The following is a 20,593-nucleotide window of genomic DNA, read 5'->3' on the forward strand; positions in this document are numbered from 1 at the left end:
GCGGGTCATCCTGTCAACCAGTATTCCTTAAACCAGCGGCAACGCCACTGATTGTCAATAAAACCTGTGTCAATAATTCATCATCCGGATTTTCATCCTTGCGAAGTTCTTTAATCAATTCCACTTGAATGAAGTTTAGTGGATCGACATACGGATTTCGCCTATGGACAGAATCTTTGATGTTCGGTGTATGGTCAAGCAGCTCTTCATCCTCCGAAATTTGGAGAAGAATGTTCCTTGTCCGTTCATATTCCTCCAGGATATTGCTGAAGATACGGTCGGCAATGGATTTGTCCTCAACTAAGGAAGTATATTCCTGGGCAGTGGTGATATCCGCTTTCATCAAAGCCATCTGCAGATTATCAATCGTACTGCGGAAGAATGGCCATTCAGCGTACATTTCCTGCAATAGCTTCAGATTTCCCGAATTTTCCTGCGCAAAGCTCTGCAGGCCTGATCCAGCTGCATACCATGCCGGGAACAGTTGCCTGCTCTGTGTCCAGGCGAATACCCATGGAATAGCACGCAAATTTTCGAATTTGCTGCTGTTTTTACGGCTCATTGGCCTCGAACCGATATTAAGTTCCGCAAGCTCTTTCAGCGGGGTCGCCTGATTGAAATAAACAAGGAAATCGGGATCCTCAAATACCAGGGACTGATATTTCTTTAACGAAACAGCAGAAATTTCTTCAATCGCATCTACCCATCTTTTATCGCGGACATGCCCCTGTTCTGATTCCTTCAACACATTGGCTGCCGCCTTCATCATTGTCGAAGTAGCCTGCTCAAGACTTCTATAAGCGATGTCTTTCAAAAGATAACGGGATGAGAGAACTTCCCCTTGTTCGGTGATTTTCACGCCCTGTCCAAGTGTCTCGACCGGCTGTGAAAGAAGGCTTCTATGCAAAGGTCCGCCTCCCCGTCCTAGTGACCCCCCTCGACCATGGAAGAACTTGAGAGCAATGTTATATCTCTTTGCCATTTCATTAATCTCAAGCTGGGCTTTGTAAAGTTTCCAGTTTGCTGTCAAAGTTCCGCCATCCTTGCTTCCATCTGAGTATCCCAGCATGATTTCCTGCTGATCTCCCATTTTATTTAAGTGAGTGCGGTATAATGGCAGATTGAATAATGTTTCCATAATTTTTGGACCGGCTGTCAAATCATCGATTGTTTCAAGAAGCGGAGCGACATTAAGATCAGATTCCAGGGTTCCGTCAGCATGGAGCCTGTATATACCTGCTTCTTTTGCCAGAATAAGTACCTCTAGCAAATCACTCGCAGATTGCGTCATACTCACTAGATAAACGGAAATTGAACGTTTGCCGAATTCTTGATGCGCCCGCTTGATCATCTGGAATACCTCGATCATTTCCTGTGTTTCTTTTGAGTAATCCTCGTGAAGCAGCAGCAGTGGTCTTGGGTTTTCCAGAAGCTTGACAAGCAGTTCCTGTTTTCCCTCTTCTGATAGTGCTGGATAATCTTGAGTGATCCCCACCTTTTTCAATATTTCGGCGATTGCCGCTTCATGTTCCCCGCTGTGGTTTCGTATATCAAGCGTGGCAAGATGGAATCCGAATAGTTGTACTTGTCTGATCAATTTTTGTAATGTTTTCAGTTCATGATGTACCGGGTGATGCTGATAAATGCTTCGTTTTATGACAAGAAGGTCATCGAGTAATTCTTCTGATGCTTTGTAGCCAATCTCTGATCTGCCTGCTTCCTTAAGCCTTTGAATAATGACCGCGAATTTCCGGCGGTACACCTCGCCTTCAACATTCCATTTTTGATCGTCGGCAAGGTATTTTTCTTCATCCCGTTTGACGGATTCCAGTAATTCTTCACTTACAGCTGCTCTTGTAGTTGAATGGCTGAATCGTTTCATCAAATCAACTAATACAGCTTTGTATTTTTTTAACACAAGGCGTCTTTGTCTTTGCAATGTTTCCCATGTGACCTCAGGTGTGACATTTGGATTCCCATCCCTGTCACCGCCAATCCAAGATCCAAAGCGCAGGAAATGAGGGACTTTCCATTCATGTTCCGGATAATGTTCTTTCAAACTAGTTTCCACCACTTGATGGATTTCAGGCAGGACATCGAACAATGTCTTGTCAAAATAATATAGTCCATTCCTGACTTCATCAATGACTGTCGGTTTGCGGTCTCTCAGTTCATCTGTCTGCCACAGGACAGAAACCTCATTGAATAAGCTTTCCTCTACCTTCTCACGCTCTTTCCGGGATAACAGCGGATTATCAAGGCTTTTAAGGATATCCGCAATCCTTTTCTGTATTTCAAGGATAGAGCGCTTAGTAGCTTCTGTAGGGTGGGCTGTGATGATTAATTCCAACGATATGGCATTGATGACATTTTGAATAATATCGGAGGATATATAATTGTCTTTTAGTGAAAGGATGGCTGCTTCTATTGAACCTGGCTGTGTGCTTATGTCCGAATCGAGCAGATAGTCGCGGCGTCTGCGGATCCGATGGTTTTGTTCTGCTGCATTGATTAAATGGAAATAGACTGAAAACGCGCGAATGATATTTTTTCTCATCGGAACAGACAATCCTGCAATTTCCGTTTTTAAAGCCGTGTATGTTTCAGGGTCATTTTGATTTCTGAGTGTTTTACACATTGCCCTGATCTTTTCTACTTTTTCAAACAATTCCACTCCGCCATGATAGACAAGTATGTCACCAAGGATGTTTCCAAGCATTTTCACATCCCGGCGCAATGGCAAACTGCTGTCATTTACTTCAATTCCTGATGTCATTTTGTCACCTTCCTAAAACTTGTGAGAATATTTTAAATATTAATCTATCACAAAAGTACCCAGTTTGTGAAATGATAAGCATATGGACTGAAAATGGATTAAAAAATTTGATGCTCAAAATCCTTAATTTTCAGTTTAAGTATTACATTATCATAGTACCCTTAAATGCTCTTTTCAAAAAGAAAAGGCTCCCCCAGAAAGGGAGCCAATATGAATTGGTCTTTAAATTATAAGTTTTGCTGTCAGCTTGCTTTGTCTTTTTTCTCAGGTTTCCCGGTCACAATCAATTTCATTGCCTTTATTGCCTTCGTTTTACCTGCGTAGTTTTCAGTTTCTGCAATCAAAGTATGGATACCATTATCCAAATTCAGTTCTGCCTGGAAGATTCCGTCACGTCCAGTTTTAACAGAATCAATCAGGAAGATTTCGTTTCCGCGCTTTTCGTAGATATTCACAGAGGTGCCATTGGTTGCTGTACCCTTTACCAAGGCAGGTTCTCCTTTTACCATCATTTCTTCTTGATCCCATAATGGTTCTTCAGGGATTTCCTGCTCTGCATCCTTCGACCAGCGCAATGCATTTACGAATAATTTTCGCCCATTCTTCGTCCATCCATAATCAGGTCCGATCATATTGGTGACCGCAAATGAAGACATCAGCAAATGCATATGCTCCTTGCTTCTGAATTCAAACTCAATCGAATTACCTTTTCTTTCACTATCGATATATAAGCTCGAGAGTGGTACACCTGAGTAATTTTTGAAAGTTGAGTATGGACTTTTTGCGGTATGGATTTTGACCAGACCGTCCTCATCAAAACTAATGCCATCAAAAATTGGGTGTCCATCTACTCCATCGATATAAACAGCGCCTTCATTATACCCTTGCTGATCGATTTCAGGACTTCCCACTAACTCGTTGAGCACTGGAATGGAACCTTCATCGACACCCCATGTTCCTGTGAACACCAAGCTGGTTTTATGTTCATCGCTTTCTTCTATCAGCTGTTGGAACTGTTCTCTAGTACCTTTGCTCGTATTGACCAGGATGATCTCATATTTCTCGACATTTCCGAGGATGTCCCAGCCTTTTTCTTCTGCATACAATTTTTGTTCATTCAGCAGCTTTGACAGTGCTCCGTTTACATCTCCAAGCACGGCTGCTTCAAATGGATTCAATTCCAGGTTAAATTCCAAATCATCTGAGCCTATAGTGAACTCGAAACTTTCCTTGAGGTAACCATCGACAGTTACCTGCAGAGTATAGTCACCAGGCAATAAATCTTTAAATAGATAGGTTCCATCATCCTTGGCGGAGCTTTCGGTCTTAAAGTCCGGCTCATCTTTCGGAATCAAAATCAATTGTGCATCAGCTATCGGTTTCTTGCTTTTCTTGGATGTAATGGCACCCTTCAATTCTGATCCATCAATTGCTTCAAGGGTAAAGTGCAGCTCAACCCTGCTTCCCACATCTTCGACTTTCGCTTCCTTGGTCTGTTCTTTAAAGCCTCTTGCCTGGACTTTTAAGTTATACTCACCAACACCAATGCCAAATTTATACTGGCCAGCTTTATTAGTTGTCGTTTTGTGGCTGGTTCCCTCAATGGTGACAAAAGCTCCTGCAATCGGCTTCCCTTGACTGTCCTTGACTTCCCCAGTAATCTCTCCCTGGCTTGCTGTCAACGCATAATCAATCGCATTCAAGTATACTTTTTTAGCATTTTCAGTCCAGCGATCGTTCGGGTGGCCATATGCACTAATTTGTAGTGCAGAAAGCAGGATGTGGACACTATTCGATGAACTGAACTTATAGCCAATCGTGCTTCCCAGCTCCCCCTTATTCGGATTCGTCAGAGATGCAAGCGTTGTTCCACTATAATTTGAATACACCGAGTACTGCACAACACCTTTTGGATTTACAAGGAGCTGGACCTCATCCCCTTTATTGAAACCTTTCAGGATAGGATGATCTTCTGCCACTTTCAAACTGATTTCTCTATCAACGTAACTTCTTTCAAGGGATTCCGGATCACCGTAAGCGTTGCTAAGATCACCAATTGTCCCTCCATAATTCGCAGTGAAAATCATGCTGACTTCATTCTCGTTCGCCTTCTCAACCATAGCCTTGAAGCGATCTTCATTCATGTAAGTGTCATTGACAATGACTGCTTTATAATTTTGCAAATTCTCTATCAACCGTTCGTATTCTTTATAAGGATAGAGTTCACTATCATACCCATTTGCCTCAAGGAAAGGCATGATTCTATCCTTCTGAGCAGGGTTGGCAAGAATAGCAATCTTCTCGGATTCAATAAGAGAGGCATTAAAATCAGTTTGCTGCCCTTCTGTAATTTCGACTGACTGGTAAATCGGGCTATAGCCCGTCGCAATCACTCTAACTTCATAAGTTCCTGCAGGCAGTGTCGTCTGATAATTCCCTTCCTCATTTGTCTTCACGGTCACTGGTGTGCCAATTACCTCGACATTTGCCCCGGCAATCTCTTCTTTAGTAGATGCATCAACTATTTTACCTGCCAGAATACCGGAATTGACAGGTTTGATGGCGAAAGCTTCAGTCACTGCCTGACCATTGGAAATTGTGATGGTAAAATCTTTTGATTCGTGACCAAAAGCTTCCACAGTCAGCGAATAGGTTCCTTCCTCAAATGCAGCAAAGAAATTGCCTTTGTCATCTGTCTGATAGATTTTGCCCGTTTCTTTTACTATAATCGACGCCATGACTGGTCCATTTTCATTCCGGACAGTACCCTGGAGTTCACCGACAATGGCGTCTTTTTCGTCGAGTGCCCAGTTCAGTGCATTATTCAAGAGACGCTCCCTTGCAGGGTCAAAGGAATCATTCGGCTTGAAAACATGGCTGATTGTCATATTGGCGAGCAGGATTTCGACTGAATCGATTGTTCTGCCCTTGTATGCGACCATGCTGCCCTTTTCTCCGGTTGCTGTATGCGAGAAGTCTACGACAGTTTTACCTGAATAACCGTCAAAGCCATAATAGTAACCCGATTTTCCTGGAATCTCGATAATATCCCCTGTGTTGAATCCTGTTGTCAATGGATGGTCTTCAAGTACAACCCCTTGTGCTCCGGCTTTGTTATTATGTTCAAAGATTGTCTTTGGATCCTGGTTGAATTCCTGCAAATAGCGAATGGAACCTCTTCCGCCAGCCTGGCCAGTCCAAATGACCGATTTACGCTTTTCATCCAGGGCTTTTTGGAATGCGAGGAAATCCTCTTTTGACGGGACGAGGCTCGGTGCATAATCCGAGTTGGCGAAAACAACATCCACCTCATCCAATTTTTCTATATCCTGATAATTGAGGTACAACACCTTGTAACCTCTTTCCTCAAGATACTGCTTATACGATGTTCCCGAAGCAGTCAGGTCCACGATCACTCCTATTGTTGGTGAAGGACGTAATTTCACACTCAGGGAAACTTTTTGTTTATCAGTCACCTTCAGGCTGACATCCTGGCGTACATATCCATCCTTTTCAATCCTTGCTGTGTAATCTCCCGGCTCAACTTTGGTGATAACATATTGTCCCTGCAAATTTGTCACTGCTTCTCTTGGTTTTCCGAGGATGGTTACCTTGGCACCCTCTAGCGCATTTCCATCCATGGAATCTTCAACTGTTCCAGAAATCACTCCGACATTCTCAGCTGGAGAAAGAATAACCTCCTTTGGTTCACTATCCACTTCTGCACTAGCGTTCACTGTTCTTGCACCATACCCATAGGCACTGATTTCAATTTCGTATTCCCCTGGCAGTATAGCGATCGTGAAGCCCCCATCCTCGTTGCTTGACTGGGTCTGGAACGGCTGTCCCTTTACTTTGATATCCGCTTTCAATGGATTGCCTTGTTCATCGACAACCTTCCCGCTGATTACGGGATACTCGACATTGGCTGCCCATAATACCGAGTTGATCAAAAGCTGCTTTCCTTCCTCGGTGTAGTCTTTCGCTCCATGATAATAACCAAAACCATGGCCGCTCATCAGCAATTCTGCACTTCCGGCCGACCGTGGCTTATAAGCCATGCCAAGACCATGAGGGACATCAGAACCTTCATGCTTGATTTCAGCCAGAGGATAACCGCTGTAGTCCTTGAAATATCCGATATAGCTGGCAGCCGGGGACAGGATTTCAACCAATTCTTCTTCCTTTGCTCCATTGAAGACAGGATGCTCTTCGAGAACTTTATATTGAGCCGCTTCTGTCGTTTTCCTTATTGTTTTCAGCTCTTTTGGATCATTCCTGTAACTCACGAGCTGCTTGATTCCGCCACCCCATACCGCATCACCAAAGATCAGGCTGGTCTGTGCTTTGTCGGCAGCAGCAAACATCTCATCGTTTATAGCTGATGAACTCGGATCATTGAAGAAAATAACATCAAACTCATTCATCTTTTCAATTAAATCTGCAGGCTGTACATCCCTGACTTCAACCCCGATTTCTTTAAATAATGCCTTAAAGTTTTTATCTGTTGAATAGTAGTCACCTACAACTCCGACAGATGGCATAGGGATGATTTTGATATCCAAATCTCCAGTATGACGTGCTACATCAATGCTTTGCTTATTCGTGATGTATCCTTCCTTGCTGAAAGTAATTTCAAATACCTCTTCCGCTAATCCTGATATTTTATAACGTCCATTCGTTGCGGTCTGTACTTGTTCTACTATTTCTCCCGCCTGGTTTTTCACAGAAACAAGGACGTCGGAAAGCTCCATGCCAGATACTGAATCCTTGACACTGCCTTCCAGGACACCTTTTTCTGATTCACCAAGTGCGATTTGAACAGTTGCTGGGGATTCATTGGCTACTGAGATTGTCTCTGACTTGGATCCCAATCCCTTCGAACGCACTTCCAGCTTAAAGGTTCCTTCATCATGAAAAATGGTAAAGCTTCCGTTTTCGTCAGTTTCCGCTTTTACGCCAGTTTCCAATACTTCGATAGATGCTTCAATAGGCTGTCCGGATGAATTGGTTATTTTACCAGTGACCTTTCCATATTTCACGTTATACAGGTAGTCAATGCTATTGAACAAAATTTGCTGCTGTCCTCGCAGCCATGCTTTCGATGATTCCCACGGAACTGTAGCATGACTTGACAACAATAAATGGGCACTGTCTTCGGAGACAGCATTATAAGCGATACCCGCCCCGACAAAACCCTGATCGGTGCTTCCGATTTTTCCAATTGTCCTTCCAGAATAATGGTTGAACCAGGCAAAATCAGCGTTCCTTTCTAACACATTGATTCTGTCCCCCGCTTTGTATCCTTTGAAAATAGGATGTTCAGCTTCAACCTGGATTCTGATTTCCCCAACATCATAATCATGGCCCAGCTCTTTAGGATTATTATAGAAGTCTTTCAAATGATGAATGGACCCATAATTTGAGCCCCACTGGTCGGTGAAGATGATGCTGACATCATTCGCTTCTGCTTTATCGACTAAATCTTTAAACTGTGCCTCTGTTGGCTTGATTCCATCTGAACCATAGCATCCATTCAAGTAAATCACTTTATAACGGCCGATCTCCTCAATCACGTCCCATTCCCGCTCTTCAGCTGTATACCCATTAACGTTCAGCATGGTGGTGATTTCGCTATTGTAATCATTCAAGACCGCAATATCAATTGGCTGCAATTCGAATGTCATATCCGCATTTTCACCGGCTTTTACAACGATTTCCTTGCTGCCAGCCTTAAATCCTTTCATAGAAATCGACACAGTGAAGGTTCCTTCAAACACTTCTTCAACTGAAAATAACCCTTTGCTGTCTGTTTGACCTTTCACTGGTGAGCCCTTCAATTCAATCCCTGCTCCCTCTACAGGCTTGCCAGTTCGCTGGTCTTTTACCAGGATGGAGATTGACCCTTTTGCTGCATCTTCAAGTTCATAGTCTTTTGTTAAAACATACCCGGAAGATAACCCAACTTGTTCGGTAATTTGCTTTTTGCCGTAAGATGAAATCCGGATCGTATAATCTCCCGGAGTCTGTTTTAGCAGAAATTCTCCATTTTTATCTGTTTCAATAGAATTTCCTGTTTCGGCAACAGTAACAGTACCTTTAATGGCATTCCCACCTGTATCTTTCAATGTCCCTTTTACAGAAGCTGGTGAATTGTAACTTTGAACACCGTTCTGGTAAGGCACGAAAATTTGTCCTGGCAGGATCGGTATACCAGAAGTACTGTAAACTGGAAGGCTGAAATCCTTCAATCTTTCACCGGTATACACATCAATGACAGATAGGTTTCCGCTTGTGCCTGCAAAAAACAGAAGCCCATTAGCAGATACAGAACCATTGTTCAGCGTCGTTCCGACAGCCCGGTTGTTCCAGAGTTCCTCGCCAGTATTCGAGTCAAAAGCGCGCAATGCAGGCTGTACAGCTGAACCGATCACAACGATATTTTCATAGACGATTGGAGACCCAGCCTGAGTATCTCCAATTCCGCCTGCTTTCCACTTTTCTTCGCCCGTTTTCGCATCAAGGGCATAAAGTGTGCCGCCTTCTGTATTGAAATTGGTACCTGCAACATATAGTGTTCCTTTATCGTATACCGGCTTGGATGCAATTCCTTCATTTACAAGAGTTTTGCTCCATACTTCGCTTCCGTCTTCTACACGAAGAGCTCTTAGTTTTTGATTATCATAGCTGCCGATAAATAGCATCCCGTCGCCTGCACTTGGCCCGAAATAGGCAGGGCCTCCAAGTTCGACGCTCCATTTCTTTTTGCCTGTTTCAGCATTCAACGCAATCAGCTTTGCTTGATCTCCAAGATCGGAAGCAACAAACAGTGTCCCATCAATGTATAAAGGAGATTCATAGACTCCTATTGCACCTGTGTTTGCAGTCCATACAATGCTGCCTGATTTTAAATCGAGTGCATACATCTTTCCGTCCTGCCCGCCTGAAAGATAGACTTTGTCTCCTTCTATCGTTGGTGAAGACCTATTCGAGCTTCCAATTTTCACTGTCCATAGCTCTATTCCGGTTACAGTATCCACTGCAATAACAGACCCGCTGTCGGTAACCAGAATCAATTTCCCTTTGGCTGTTGCAGGAGTGGAAAATAAAATTTTTCCTTTACCTCCTGTATCGTAGTTCCATCCTTCAACAAGCGCATCCAGGTCTATGGCATTTCCGGATACTGCATTCCTGTGCATATTCCCATTCGCCATACTCCATTCTTTTTTTGTCAGTGTGGCGTTCGCTTTGACCTTCAGTTCAAGAGAGAGATCCTTGCTGACTTCTATCTCCTTTGCCAGGCCAGTTATTCCTTCACCCGAAATCTGCAGAACATACTTTCCTGCTGGCAGATTCTTGACCTCAAACTTTCCGCTTGCATCCGTTCGATAAGTGGATAGAGGAGTTCCTTTTACCCTTACAAAGGCAAAAGGGATTGTTTCCCCGTCCTCAATTGATACATTTCCTTTTACACTAAAAGTATCTGCATTCTCCAATACCCAGTTCACAGATTCTGTTTCGCCCTTCTTCAGCTGTATTGTGAATTGCAAATCCTTATAGCCAAAGGAAGTGACCTTAACCTTATGGCTGCCTTCCCTGATTTTGAACTTGAAAGTTCCATCTTTGCCAATGTCATAGGACAGCCCTTCTTCTGCAACCTCAAGTTTCCCTGGTATTGGCTTTCCAGCCTTGTCTGTAAGCTTTCCGGCAAGTTCACCCGCAAAGGCTGTTTCGGTGACAGCCTGATAAATATTGATGATTCCGCTGCCATAGGAATCATTGGGCAGAGTACCCATATGCGGTTCAACTCTGACAGTCTGTTTAAGTGTTTCTTTTATCTGGTCGACTGTCAGGCTGGGATTCGCCTGCAATAAAAGCGCGACTGCCCCTGTGACATGAGGAGTGGCCATCGAAGTACCGCTGATTGTATTGTATTTTCCTTCATTTCGCTTGGATGGCCATGCTGAATAGATCTTGTGGCCAGGCGCAGAGATATCCGGTTTGATAAGTCTCTGCTCATTTCCATTCTCATCCTTCCAAAAAACCGGACCCCGACTTGAGAAATAAGCTGTTTGATCATAAATATCCGTTGCCCCGACCGCGAAAGTTTCCGGAAAACTTCCCGGTGAACCGATTGTTTGTGAGCCAGGGCCATCGTTTCCAGCTGCGAAAGCTGGGAATATCCCTGCTGATACCCATGCTTTGACATCTTCATAAAATTCGAGATTATAAGTATTGGCATTCCCCCATGAATTATTGACCACATCCGGAGCCTTTGAAGGGTCCCCGCCTGGAGCCATGAACCATTGGAATGCCTGATGGATGGCTGATAGTGTTGTCGAACCGCCGTCGTTGAAAATTTTGGCGGCAATCCATTCAGCTTCAGGTGCTACGCCGATCGGCTCTCCGTCTCCTCCGCCAACGGCAGTACCCGCTACGTGTGTTCCATGGCCAAATCCGTCATTTGGCGTTTTATACCCCTGACCTGACAGGTCAATCCAGGAATACTGACCGTTTCCGTCCCGACCGCGGTAATTTTTCTTTAGAGCTTCGTGGTTTCCATCTACTCCGGAATCCATGATACCAACAACAATCCCTTTTCCTTTTAACCCGTATTGTCCCCACACTTTAGGAGCATAGATTTTTTCGAGTCCCCATTCAGGCAGTCGCGGGGGAGACTCTTCCACAGTCACCTCAGGTAAGCTGAGGGTTTCATCAAGGGAGATTTCCGCAATATCTTCACGTTTTTTCAGTTCATCCAGAGCTTCCTTTGTGACGGAAGCGGTTATTCCATTGATAATCCATAGAGTCTCTTTCTTTTTGGCTTTTCCCTTTGTCTCCATTGCTGATAGTGCCTGTTGTAATCCCTTTTGGGAATTGTCCGCTTTTTCTTTGAGGTGGTCTAGAATTGATTTTATTTTTTCTGCCCGGTTTTTCTTTTCTTTTACCTGGGGATAAATCTTATTGAGATCAGGTTGGTCCTTCATCCTGATGATGACATCAATTACTTGCTCCCTTTCAAAGGCTTTAAGGAGAACAGCATCCTTTTCCTTTTCAGCAGCTGTTTGTTTATCACCTTTCAATGGCGGCGGTTCAATGCCCAGTCCATCTAACAGGTTCGTCAGCTCTTTATGGTCTGCTGACTCAGTTTCATTCTCTCCTGTATTGCCTGATTCATATTCTTTTTCCCGTTTTTTCTCCAGTACGAGTTCTTCTTTTGAAAAACTAGCTGGCTTCTGTGATGCAGCAATGGCTAGCTGTGATGAAAAAGTCGAAAATACCATTATGAAGGCCAGTATTACCGCCCAGAGCTTTCTAGCAGTCTTTTGCTTCGATAATCTTCCCAAGTTTCTTGCACCCCCTGAAAATTTAATTACCGAAGAAATACTGCAAAATTTTGTAAAAACCTTTAATTATTTTGAATATTTATACTTTTCAGATTAAAATGATTAAAAAGCATTATAACTATGCTGGAATATATAGTAAATAAGTAACAGCTGGTCATAAATAAAAGACCATATAATGGTCTCAATAGCAGTCTAAGTCGATTGAGGGAATCACTTTAGCGTTACAGGTTTTTTCATAAAATTCAATCGGTCCGGCTTGATCAATGATGATTTCCTTGTAGCCCATCTTGCTCATTTCTTTCAGGCAAAAATGCAATAATGACTCTCCAATGCCCTTCGATCTTCTGTTCTTTACAACGCCCATCGGTCCAAAAAAGCCTGGTTTTTGAATGTCAAAGGCTGCAAACCCTACAATCTCTTCCCCATCCTGATCCAGGGCAACACATATAGATGATTTCTGCTGTACTATGGATTGCTGAATCGAGTCCGTCCATCGGGACCCGAATTCTTCTTGGATGAAACGAATCAGTTTTTCCCCGTCCTGATTACTTAACATCCTGATATATTTGTATTCTCCTCCGGTTGAGTTGTATCTTTTTAAAGATAGTATCATGTCCCTTGAAATAGTTGCTATATTCAAAAGGGCATTTTCCTGATCCCTGGTTAATAATCCTTTTGTTTGCCCTGTCTTGATCAGTGCTTTCAGGACATGTCCCTCATTGAGAAAAATTTGATTGTAGTTTTTCATATAGTTGACCGCTTGCTTGAGTACCAGTTTTGTTGATAGACAGACTGGCAGATTAAATGGTTGGCAAAACTCATACGACATCGTCTCTTCATGAGGAATTAAAGATTCCCTCACGAACGAAGGGTCAATTAAGCTTTTTTGCTTTGCCTCCCAGACTGGGAACGAACCGTCGTTCAGGCAGCCGAGCAATAGATGACCGGGCAAAATGCAGGTACTTAAAGAACCTTTGCGCTCTTTTTCCGCGATTTCCAATGCCTTTTCCATTTGTTCAGTAAGTTTGTACTGCATCCCGCATCCACCTCTTTTAAAGAGTGCTAAATTACTAATAACTTGTTCTCAGATTAAGCACTTATTTTCAGCTTTTCTTCTTTTCTGCTAAGCGTAGAGTAGCTGTGCAATGCCATTCCAAGCATGACAAGTCCAATACCTGCCCAGGATAAAGGAGAAGGCAGCGGCATCGAAAGGATTAAATATTCACCAGCTAACGCAAAGAGAACCTCCATTGACTGGGTTGCTTCGACAGCAGCAAGTTGGGCCATATTCCCCCTAACTAAATCTGTTGCCCTGAAAAACAATACGGTTGCGATTACTCCTGAGGCAATGGCAACAAGAAGGGATTGCAGGCTTTGGCTCATGGATGGAGCTCCCTCTGTAACATAACCAAAAACAGCAAGAACGAGCCAGAATGGCAGACTGGCCAAAGTCATTCCAAGCACTCGCTGATAGGCGTCGAGACTTCCATTAATAACTTCCATCATTTTTCGATTGCCAAGTGGATAAGCAAAAGATGCAATCAAGACTGGAATCACTCCAAGCAATACCATTTGGAGAGGAATCTGCCGTGCATGTTCGATTTGCATCAACATGATGCCCAATAGGATGACAACGGACATCCCCAGTCCCTTAAAAGGGATTTTTCCTCTGACAGCTACTAAACCATCGTTTGTCTGTTTTATTTCATAAAACAAGGGACTGAGAAAAGCGCCTGATATAATCGTGATTTGCCATGTACCTGCGATCAGCCATCCTGGAGAATAGGCAGCCGCATATGTCAGGGGTGCATAAAAAAGGACAAATCCAATAAAACTCCATAAAAACCACGGGAATAGATTTTGTTTCATATGCTGGATTAATGACTTTAAATTCTTCCTTGCAGCTACTATTGCCAATAGGAACGGGACCATGAATATGTATCTTAATGAAGCACTCCATATCCAGCTTCCACCTGATAATTCCATTGACTGATTAAGGACGAAGGTAAAAGCAAAAAAGAAGGCAGCTAAAACACCTAACATAATTGGACCCATTGGTTCACTTCCCATTCTTTATTCGGAATCTATTTCAATCTATCATACTACCATAATCCAGGCTTTTCCACACAAAAACAGACACCTGGTATCCCAGGTGCCTAAAGCCGCTAATGGTATTACTGTTCATAATTTATTTCATCAGGTTTTTCATAGGTTACATAAGTTCCAGCAATAAAATCATGAATCGCTCTTTTATCCTGGCGCAAACCTACCATGAAGGCACTGACAATTACACCAATCCCTAAAGTCAATAGATAAACAAGCCCAGCGACTACTGTACGCATGAGCATCGTCCCAAAACCAAGTTTTTCGCCATTGACTTTCGCGATCCTTACCCCTACAATTTTCTTTCCAACGGTATACCCAGACCATATTACTGGCACAAGAACAGTGTATATCAAGTTCATTGTGGAAGTAAATATGTTGTCTTCCGCGTTGCCTGTTATCAGGTAACTAATGATTGAAAGTGGTACACCGATAATTAATCCATCCAAAATTGCTGCACCTAGTCTCACCCAAAAACCTGCTGGTCTGCCCAATGCATTCCCTCCTAGAAGTAAAATGAATTCCCTGTATTTACACGTGAGAATGCAATGAGTGCATTCTTGTGGTCATACATATTAATACTTAATACAAATAAGGATTATTTATTCTTATTTTTGTTTTAGGCTCTGCCGGTCTATTTGCTTATTTCCTTCAATCCATTCATATTTTTCTTTTTTGGTACTGATCAATCAAATCATCGAGCCTTTTGAGTTGAAAGGCATAATCATAAATAGCTGAACCTATTATCGTCAGACGCAGTCTGTCATCTCGGTCCATTGCTTTATCCTCCATGATTGTTTCAAGGAAATTCCCGCTTTCCTCGACAATCGGATCTACATTAAATTCCTTGATTTTGCCAGAGTATTTCAGGAGAATCAGTTCATGGTATTGGATTAGTTCTTCAAGATGATCATCAAACTCTCTGCTCTCCTCCTGCTGTGGCCGGCTCTGAAAGAAATGGCCCTCGACAATATCAAGGAGTCTCAAGCCGTGATGAAGACAAGCCAGCATTTGTTTAAACACGACCAGTTCCCTAACATCAAGGCGTTTGAACTTTGATATTTTCTCTCTCTCTTCGTCGAGTATTTTATATAGTTCTTCCAATTTAGCGATATCTTTTCGCAATTGGACCCACTGTGTTTGAAAAGTTTTTTCGGTAAGTTCATTGGATATTGCCGTCCTGATCAGCAATGACAATGTTTTAAAGCTGCTATCCATTTTACCTGTGAAATTTTTATTGAAATTAGGCGGATAAACGATGAGATTCACGAGAAATGCCGATCCCATTCCTACAAGGACAATCAGGAACTTGTTGGCAGCTGTAATGATACCTTCAAATTCCTGTGAACTCATCATGATTAAGACCGTGATAACTGTTAAGGATATTGAACTTTCCATTTTAAGCTTAAGACTTAATATGATGACAATCATTGTTACCAGGCCGATGACAACAGGGTTGTTTCCGAATAAATATATGGAGGCAACGGCGATGAGCGCACCGACCAAATTAGCCTGGAATTGTTCTAAAACTTGTTTCCAGGAGCGATAAATCGATGGCTGGATTGTAAACGAAGCTGCAATTGCCGCGAAAACCGGCGGCTCTAATCCAATCCATTTTGTTAAGTAGAGGGCCAGGGCCACTGCGATTCCAGTTTTCAGCACTCTTGGACCTAAAGTAATCATGGAAAACCCACTTTCTTTTAAAAGAAAATCTATCTATTCTATGATTACCTTAATAGGCAGGATAAAAACTCATTGGGTCTTAATACTCTCTTAAATATCATGTTTTTAACATACAAAGAGGTTATCTTTCCCTCCATCGGGAATAATATTCTAGCAGCTTTTTTAAAAGGTGGGAATAAGATGCTGAAATTAGAAAGAAATCATGACCCCAGGAAAAATGCTGAAATGATCTCACGCATCTCCGGGAAAAAATTATCGATGGTTCAATTGATCAGTGAAACTAACCAGTTATTCAGAGAAGTCAGCGAGGATTACAAGCCTCTATTAATGAATTCAAATAAAAAAATATCGTCTATTTTCACTAATTTCCAGACTAGCCTAAGAAGAGTTTTCCAGACTAAATCAGCCTTTGATGACGCTGTTCAATATGACACGATTGTTGACAGAAATGGAAATGTCTTTCCCGATTGGATAGGAAAATTGAATGAAGAGTATAAACACCTCGTAAAAGAAATTAATCGGGAGGTTCATATTGAAGACTTCGGAGCGGTCGGAGATGGTAAGACAGATAATACCGAAGCTTTCAGGATGGCTGTTGGACGTGGACATGTAAAGGTATATGTACCAGAAGGTATATTTATCGTGAAGGAGATAAAACTGCCATCCTATACCATCCTTGTCGGCGCAGGAAAGGGAAAAACAGTCATCAAGCTTCATGACTCTTCCCCAAAAGGAAAAAGGCTAGTAACGAATAAACATCACCGAACGGGAAATCGCAACATTTATGTCAGCGGAATGACCCTGGACTGGAATGTTGAACGGCTCGGAAATGTTGAAAAAACAAGCACCTTGGGAAACCACTCCAGCTGCCTGCTGTATGCCAATGTAAAATACGGCTGGGTAAAGGATGTTGAAGGAATCAACCCCGGGCTTCATTGCTTCGACATTTCGTCACCTCTCTACAATTACTATGGAGATGGGTACCGGGCAAGGGGCGGAAGTGAATTTATCTGGCTGGACAATCTGACAGGCTACGGTTTTGGCGATGATGGGATTACCACTCATCATAGCGATAACATTTTCATTTCAAATTGCCATATGAGTGATCCAAGCGGAAAAGCACATAAAAAAGGATTTTCAAACTCCAACGGAATAGAAATAGATGATGGTTCAAGAAATGTATGGCTATTGAACAACTCTACCACCAGATGCTTCGGCGGTATTGAAATTAAGGCCCACCATACATCTTCTGCAGCAAATAATGTTGTCATTATAGGCCATTTATCCGTGAACGATAATCGATCTTATAATTTTCGGCATATTGGCCATCACAAGGAGAATGATCCTGAATCAAAAACAGCCATTAACATAACAGCAGCCAACATCATCTCCATCCATCCGGTTTACACTGAACTATATGCCCATTCAGCACCTAGAGCCATGGTTGTATCTGCGTACAAAAACGTTGCCGTCAACCATTTCACGGCAATTGGCGATCCATCCTATGACTATAATGGCGAACCTGTCTTGGCCATCCAGTACAGAGCCCGAAATGTCATGCTAAAAAATATAGAACTAAGGGGTTTTTCAAACGCTGGTTCAGACATCAAGGTTTTCGGAGGCAATAATCATGCTGACAATGTAAAAATTAGAAATGTGGTCACAACACATTCTGCTCCTAAAACAATAGAAATCGGGAAGGGCGTAACAGAATCATCAGTTGAGAAGGTTTTCGCTGAGGCAATCAATGGCAGGACAGTTGTACAAATATCTGAAAATAAGGCCATGGTAAAGGATATTCAATCAAAAGGCTTCAGGCAAAATATATCGAGACACTTCGGAAGTGAGATTAAGGTGTGACGATATGAAACAGAGAGAGGAAGCAGTGCAACTGCTTCCTCTCTTCAAACGAGCACCCATTTATGAATTGACTGAGCGACTCCGCTTTCACGATTCGTACCTGTAACATCATCCGCAGCTTCCTTGACAACATCCTGGGCATTTCCCATCGCGATTCCCAATCCAGCCTCAGTGATCATTGCAATGTCATTCAGGCTGTCTCCAACGGCCATCACGTTTTCCATTGAAATCCCTAATAATTCACAGACCTTCTGCAAGCCCTTGGCCTTATTGATTCCTAATGCGTTGACTTCAATATTTTTCAGACTGGAATTGCTTATTTCAAATAAACCTTTTTCTTTTAACTCTGTTAATACACTTTTCCTGATTTCATCCTCTTCAATATGGAAACCAAACTTGAGCCACTTTTGTGAAAATAAGTCCTCTGGCATGTTATTCCTCCAAACGTCTTCACTGCTTGTAGCCCAAAATCCCGTTTTGTGCTTCCTAGACAGCTCAAACATCCATTGGATATGTTCTGTATCGACCGGATTAACTTCAACGAGCTCCCCATCTGGTCCCCATATTTCTCCACCATTAACTGTCACAAGATAAGAAGATAATTCGAGGGATATAACATAATCTCGAGCTGTTTTGAGACTGCGTCCGGTACTGAGTACCACAAATACCCCTCTTCGTTCAGCTTCCTTGATTGCCTGTCTATTTTCATCTGTAACCTCATGGTTTTCATTGAGGAGAGTTCCGTCCATATCGAGTGCAATTAATTTAATATTTGATCCTATTTTATTCAAATCCATCCTCCTATAAACCATTAATTTTGGTTATTGATGCTGTCAATTGCCTGTTTTACAGTTGCGAATGTATTGATCCTCGAGAAATCAACTCCACCTTCTACCGCAGCCTGTGCTAGTTCGGGGCGCATCCCAGTTGCGAACGATTCCACTCCCAACAACCGCAGGACATTATGAATATCAAAAATATGCTTGGCAATCGCTGCATCTATCGTGACAATTCCTGAAAAGTCAATGATCAACGATTGAACCTTTTGCTGAGCAACCTGTGGAATCGCCCGTTCCATGATTAGTCTCGCCCGATCATGGTCCATTTTTCCGACTAAAGGCAAGACGGCTATATTCTCCTGGACTGGAACCACAGGGGCCGACAAGATATCCACTTCGTCCTGGACTTCCTTCATCAGTTTCGAAGCTTTCCTTTCAAAGGCAAATACAGTTTCATTAATGCTGATATCAAGCATATTGTTTACTTTTTTATTGATCCAAATTAAATCTTCAGTGTCTACACCATGTTTGAGACTTATATCTGCCATTTTATCGATAAACACTATTCTTGTTGGCGGATATCTGAGAAGTATGTCAGAAATTTGTCCTCCTCTTGCAGCTTCCCTCTCTCCATTGTCCTTGCTCCATTCAATCAACCCATGTGGAGTGGTTTCATCTGCATTCCTGATTGAGTCACCAAGAAACCCAAGGTACTCAGTATAAACAACAATTGCCTGGTCAATTTCCTTCTTTGGGATTTCGACACCAACAATTTCAACTATTGAATCTACCATTTCCTTTGCGATTGTTTCGGCTTTTAGTTGTAATTCATTTGCCACCGCAGCTGTTGGATTCACAAAGGTCACTTCCCTTTTCTTCATATTAATAAAAGTCTATTACTTACTATCAATAGGATACACTTTAAGCGAAAAATAATCTCTTTTTAAATCGTTATTTTGAACAGGGAATAGAAAATAATCGGGTCGGCCTAGTTAAATAGTAACAAACAAGATTCAACTTCCATTTAATCACACGTTTAATATTCTTTTGAAATTCGGGTCAATTCAAAAAACTCTTTTTCTGGTTTCATCCATTTTGTTCCCTTATCTGAAACTAAATAAATCCCGTTATCCAAGTCATAATAGACAGTAATAGTCAAAGCTCCAAACATAATAGTGCTTTTCTCTTTATATAAAAGTTGCTGATTTCCTGCTTCTGGTGCTTCATTGATCATTTCTCCAATTTGACTGATTATTTTTTTGTCAGTCATCTTGAAGCAATCACCACTTCGGTCTGGCTGCTCATTTATACAGACCTCAGGCACTTCAGATTCGACCCATTTTGCAGCTTTTATTGGTACTGTTCTATCGAATGTGACCTCCGTCTGGTCCATATTTATGAAATATGACCCGCTGATTGACAATGCCCAATCTGTCCCTTTCTTTTCCCAGCTTGATGTGAAGCCAGCTCCATCCTCATTGGAATCTGACGAGGCTTGCTGCATAATTAAACTCCAACCATTTTTCGGGAGCTCCTCCTCGTAAAACTTCATGACCTCACTCCAATGATTTCCCTCTATTTTATAGACTGGGCTATCTGCCTCCAGCCCTTTATATAGCGGAATATCCTCAGTGCGTTCAGGAATCAGATCAAACCCTTCGTATTTTTCTTTTTGATTTTGTTGAAAATAAATCAATATGGCGGCAAACAAAAGAACAAAAAAAATCAACCATGGCAATCTCCCAACCTCCAAGGCAATCCCTCTTTGCTTTTTTCCTATATAATAAAGCAAAAGATGGTAGAATAGAATACTTGAAATGAAGTGAGGTGAAGATTGATGACAAAGAGTAAAGATGGAAAAAATCGAAATGACATCAAACCTGGTTTAAAAGTAAATATAGTTCTCAAGGCAGACCAGAAAACAGGAAAACTCACTCAGGGAGTCGTTAAAGATCTCCTTACCAATTCGGGCACACATCCACACGGAATTAAGGTTAGGCTTGAGGACGGTCAGGTTGGGCGTGTAAAAGAAATACTGGAATAAG

General features: G+C 42.3%; 11 protein-coding genes. 2 read left to right on the forward strand and 9 right to left on the reverse strand.

All coding sequences use genetic code 11. The annotated features are described in order from the left end of the window. Nucleotides 1-13: 13 nt before the first annotated feature. From ppc to M3593_RS01325, 6 genes are all read right to left on the reverse strand, one after another. Nucleotides 14-2,776 carry a phosphoenolpyruvate carboxylase gene (gene ppc / locus M3593_RS01300; RefSeq protein ID WP_251540332.1) on the reverse strand — a complete coding sequence of 921 codons (2,763 nt, stop codon included), beginning with the start codon at nt 2,774-2,776 and terminating at the stop codon, nt 14-16. A gap of 242 nt (nt 2,777-3,018) precedes the next feature. After that, nucleotides 3,019-12,123, reverse strand: coding sequence for a carboxypeptidase regulatory-like domain-containing protein (locus M3593_RS01305; protein WP_251540333.1), 9,105 nt, complete (start codon nt 12,121-12,123; stop codon nt 3,019-3,021). A gap of 181 nt (nt 12,124-12,304) precedes the next feature. Further along, nucleotides 12,305-13,159 carry a GNAT family N-acetyltransferase gene (locus tag M3593_RS01310; protein ID WP_251540334.1) on the reverse strand — a complete coding sequence of 285 codons (855 nt, stop codon included), beginning with the start codon at nt 13,157-13,159 and terminating at the stop codon, nt 12,305-12,307. A 53-nt stretch (nt 13,160-13,212) separates the two neighbouring features. Next, nucleotides 13,213-14,178, reverse strand: coding sequence for a DMT family transporter (locus tag M3593_RS01315; RefSeq protein WP_144480655.1), 966 nt, complete (start codon nt 14,176-14,178; stop codon nt 13,213-13,215). 119 nt (nt 14,179-14,297) lie between these two features. Beyond that, nucleotides 14,298-14,720, reverse strand: coding sequence for an RDD family protein (locus tag M3593_RS01320; protein ID WP_251540336.1), 423 nt, complete (start codon nt 14,718-14,720; stop codon nt 14,298-14,300). A 166-nt stretch (nt 14,721-14,886) separates the two neighbouring features. Beyond that, nucleotides 14,887-15,909, reverse strand: coding sequence for an FUSC family protein (locus M3593_RS01325; RefSeq protein WP_251540339.1), 1,023 nt, complete (start codon nt 15,907-15,909; stop codon nt 14,887-14,889). Nucleotides 15,910-16,089: 180 nt separating this feature from the next. Here M3593_RS01325 and M3593_RS01330 point away from each other — a divergent pair, with 180 nt between their 5' ends. Continuing rightward, nucleotides 16,090-17,769, forward strand: coding sequence for a glycoside hydrolase family 55 protein (locus tag M3593_RS01330; protein ID WP_251540340.1), 1,680 nt, complete (start codon nt 16,090-16,092; stop codon nt 17,767-17,769). A gap of 44 nt (nt 17,770-17,813) precedes the next feature. Here the strand turns inward: M3593_RS01330 and M3593_RS01335 are convergent, their stop codons facing one another. The 3 genes from M3593_RS01335 to M3593_RS01345 all read right to left on the reverse strand — a co-directional run bounded on the left by M3593_RS01335 (nt 17,814) and on the right by M3593_RS01345 (nt 20,286). After that, nucleotides 17,814-18,566, reverse strand: a complete 753-nt coding sequence (locus tag M3593_RS01335) for a Cof-type HAD-IIB family hydrolase (protein ID WP_483308908.1) — start codon at nt 18,564-18,566, stop codon at nt 17,814-17,816. A gap of 14 nt (nt 18,567-18,580) precedes the next feature. Further along, nucleotides 18,581-19,405, reverse strand: coding sequence for an STAS domain-containing protein (locus M3593_RS24195; protein WP_251540341.1), 825 nt, complete (start codon nt 19,403-19,405; stop codon nt 18,581-18,583). 179 nt (nt 19,406-19,584) lie between these two features. Further along, nucleotides 19,585-20,286: a hypothetical protein gene (locus M3593_RS01345; RefSeq protein ID WP_251540344.1), complete on the reverse strand. Its 702-nt coding sequence runs from the start codon at nt 20,284-20,286 to the stop codon at nt 19,585-19,587. A gap of 99 nt (nt 20,287-20,385) precedes the next feature. Between M3593_RS01345 and M3593_RS01350 the strand changes: the two genes are divergently transcribed. Then, nucleotides 20,386-20,592 carry a YwbE family protein gene (locus M3593_RS01350; RefSeq protein WP_144480643.1) on the forward strand — a complete coding sequence of 69 codons (207 nt, stop codon included), beginning with the start codon at nt 20,386-20,388 and terminating at the stop codon, nt 20,590-20,592. The last annotated feature ends 1 nt before the right edge of the window (nt 20,593 follow it).

It is taken from the genome of Mesobacillus sp. MER 48, assembly GCF_023714225.1.
Taxonomy (GTDB): domain Bacteria; phylum Bacillota; class Bacilli; order Bacillales; family Cytobacillaceae; genus Mesobacillus; species Mesobacillus oceanisediminis_A.

What these genes read in the sequence shown, in the direction of transcription:
- ppc (WP_251540332.1), bottom strand. Translation starts at nt 2,776, where the DNA reads ATGACATCAGGAATTGAAGTAAATGACAGCAGTTTGCCATTGCGCCGG.
- M3593_RS01310 (WP_251540334.1), bottom strand. Translation starts at nt 13,159, where the DNA reads ATGCAGTACAAACTTACTGAACAAATGGAAAAGGCATTGGAAATCGCG.
- M3593_RS01315 (WP_144480655.1), bottom strand. Translation starts at nt 14,178, where the DNA reads ATGGGTCCAATTATGTTAGGTGTTTTAGCTGCCTTCTTTTTTGCTTTT.
- M3593_RS01325 (WP_251540339.1), bottom strand. Translation starts at nt 15,909, where the DNA reads ATGATTACTTTAGGTCCAAGAGTGCTGAAAACTGGAATCGCAGTGGCC.
- M3593_RS01330 (WP_251540340.1), top strand. Translation starts at nt 16,090, where the DNA reads ATGCTGAAATTAGAAAGAAATCATGACCCCAGGAAAAATGCTGAAATG.
- M3593_RS01335 (WP_483308908.1), bottom strand. Translation starts at nt 18,566, where the DNA reads ATGGATTTGAATAAAATAGGATCAAATATTAAATTAATTGCACTCGAT.
- M3593_RS01350 (WP_144480643.1), top strand. Translation starts at nt 20,386, where the DNA reads ATGACAAAGAGTAAAGATGGAAAAAATCGAAATGACATCAAACCTGGT.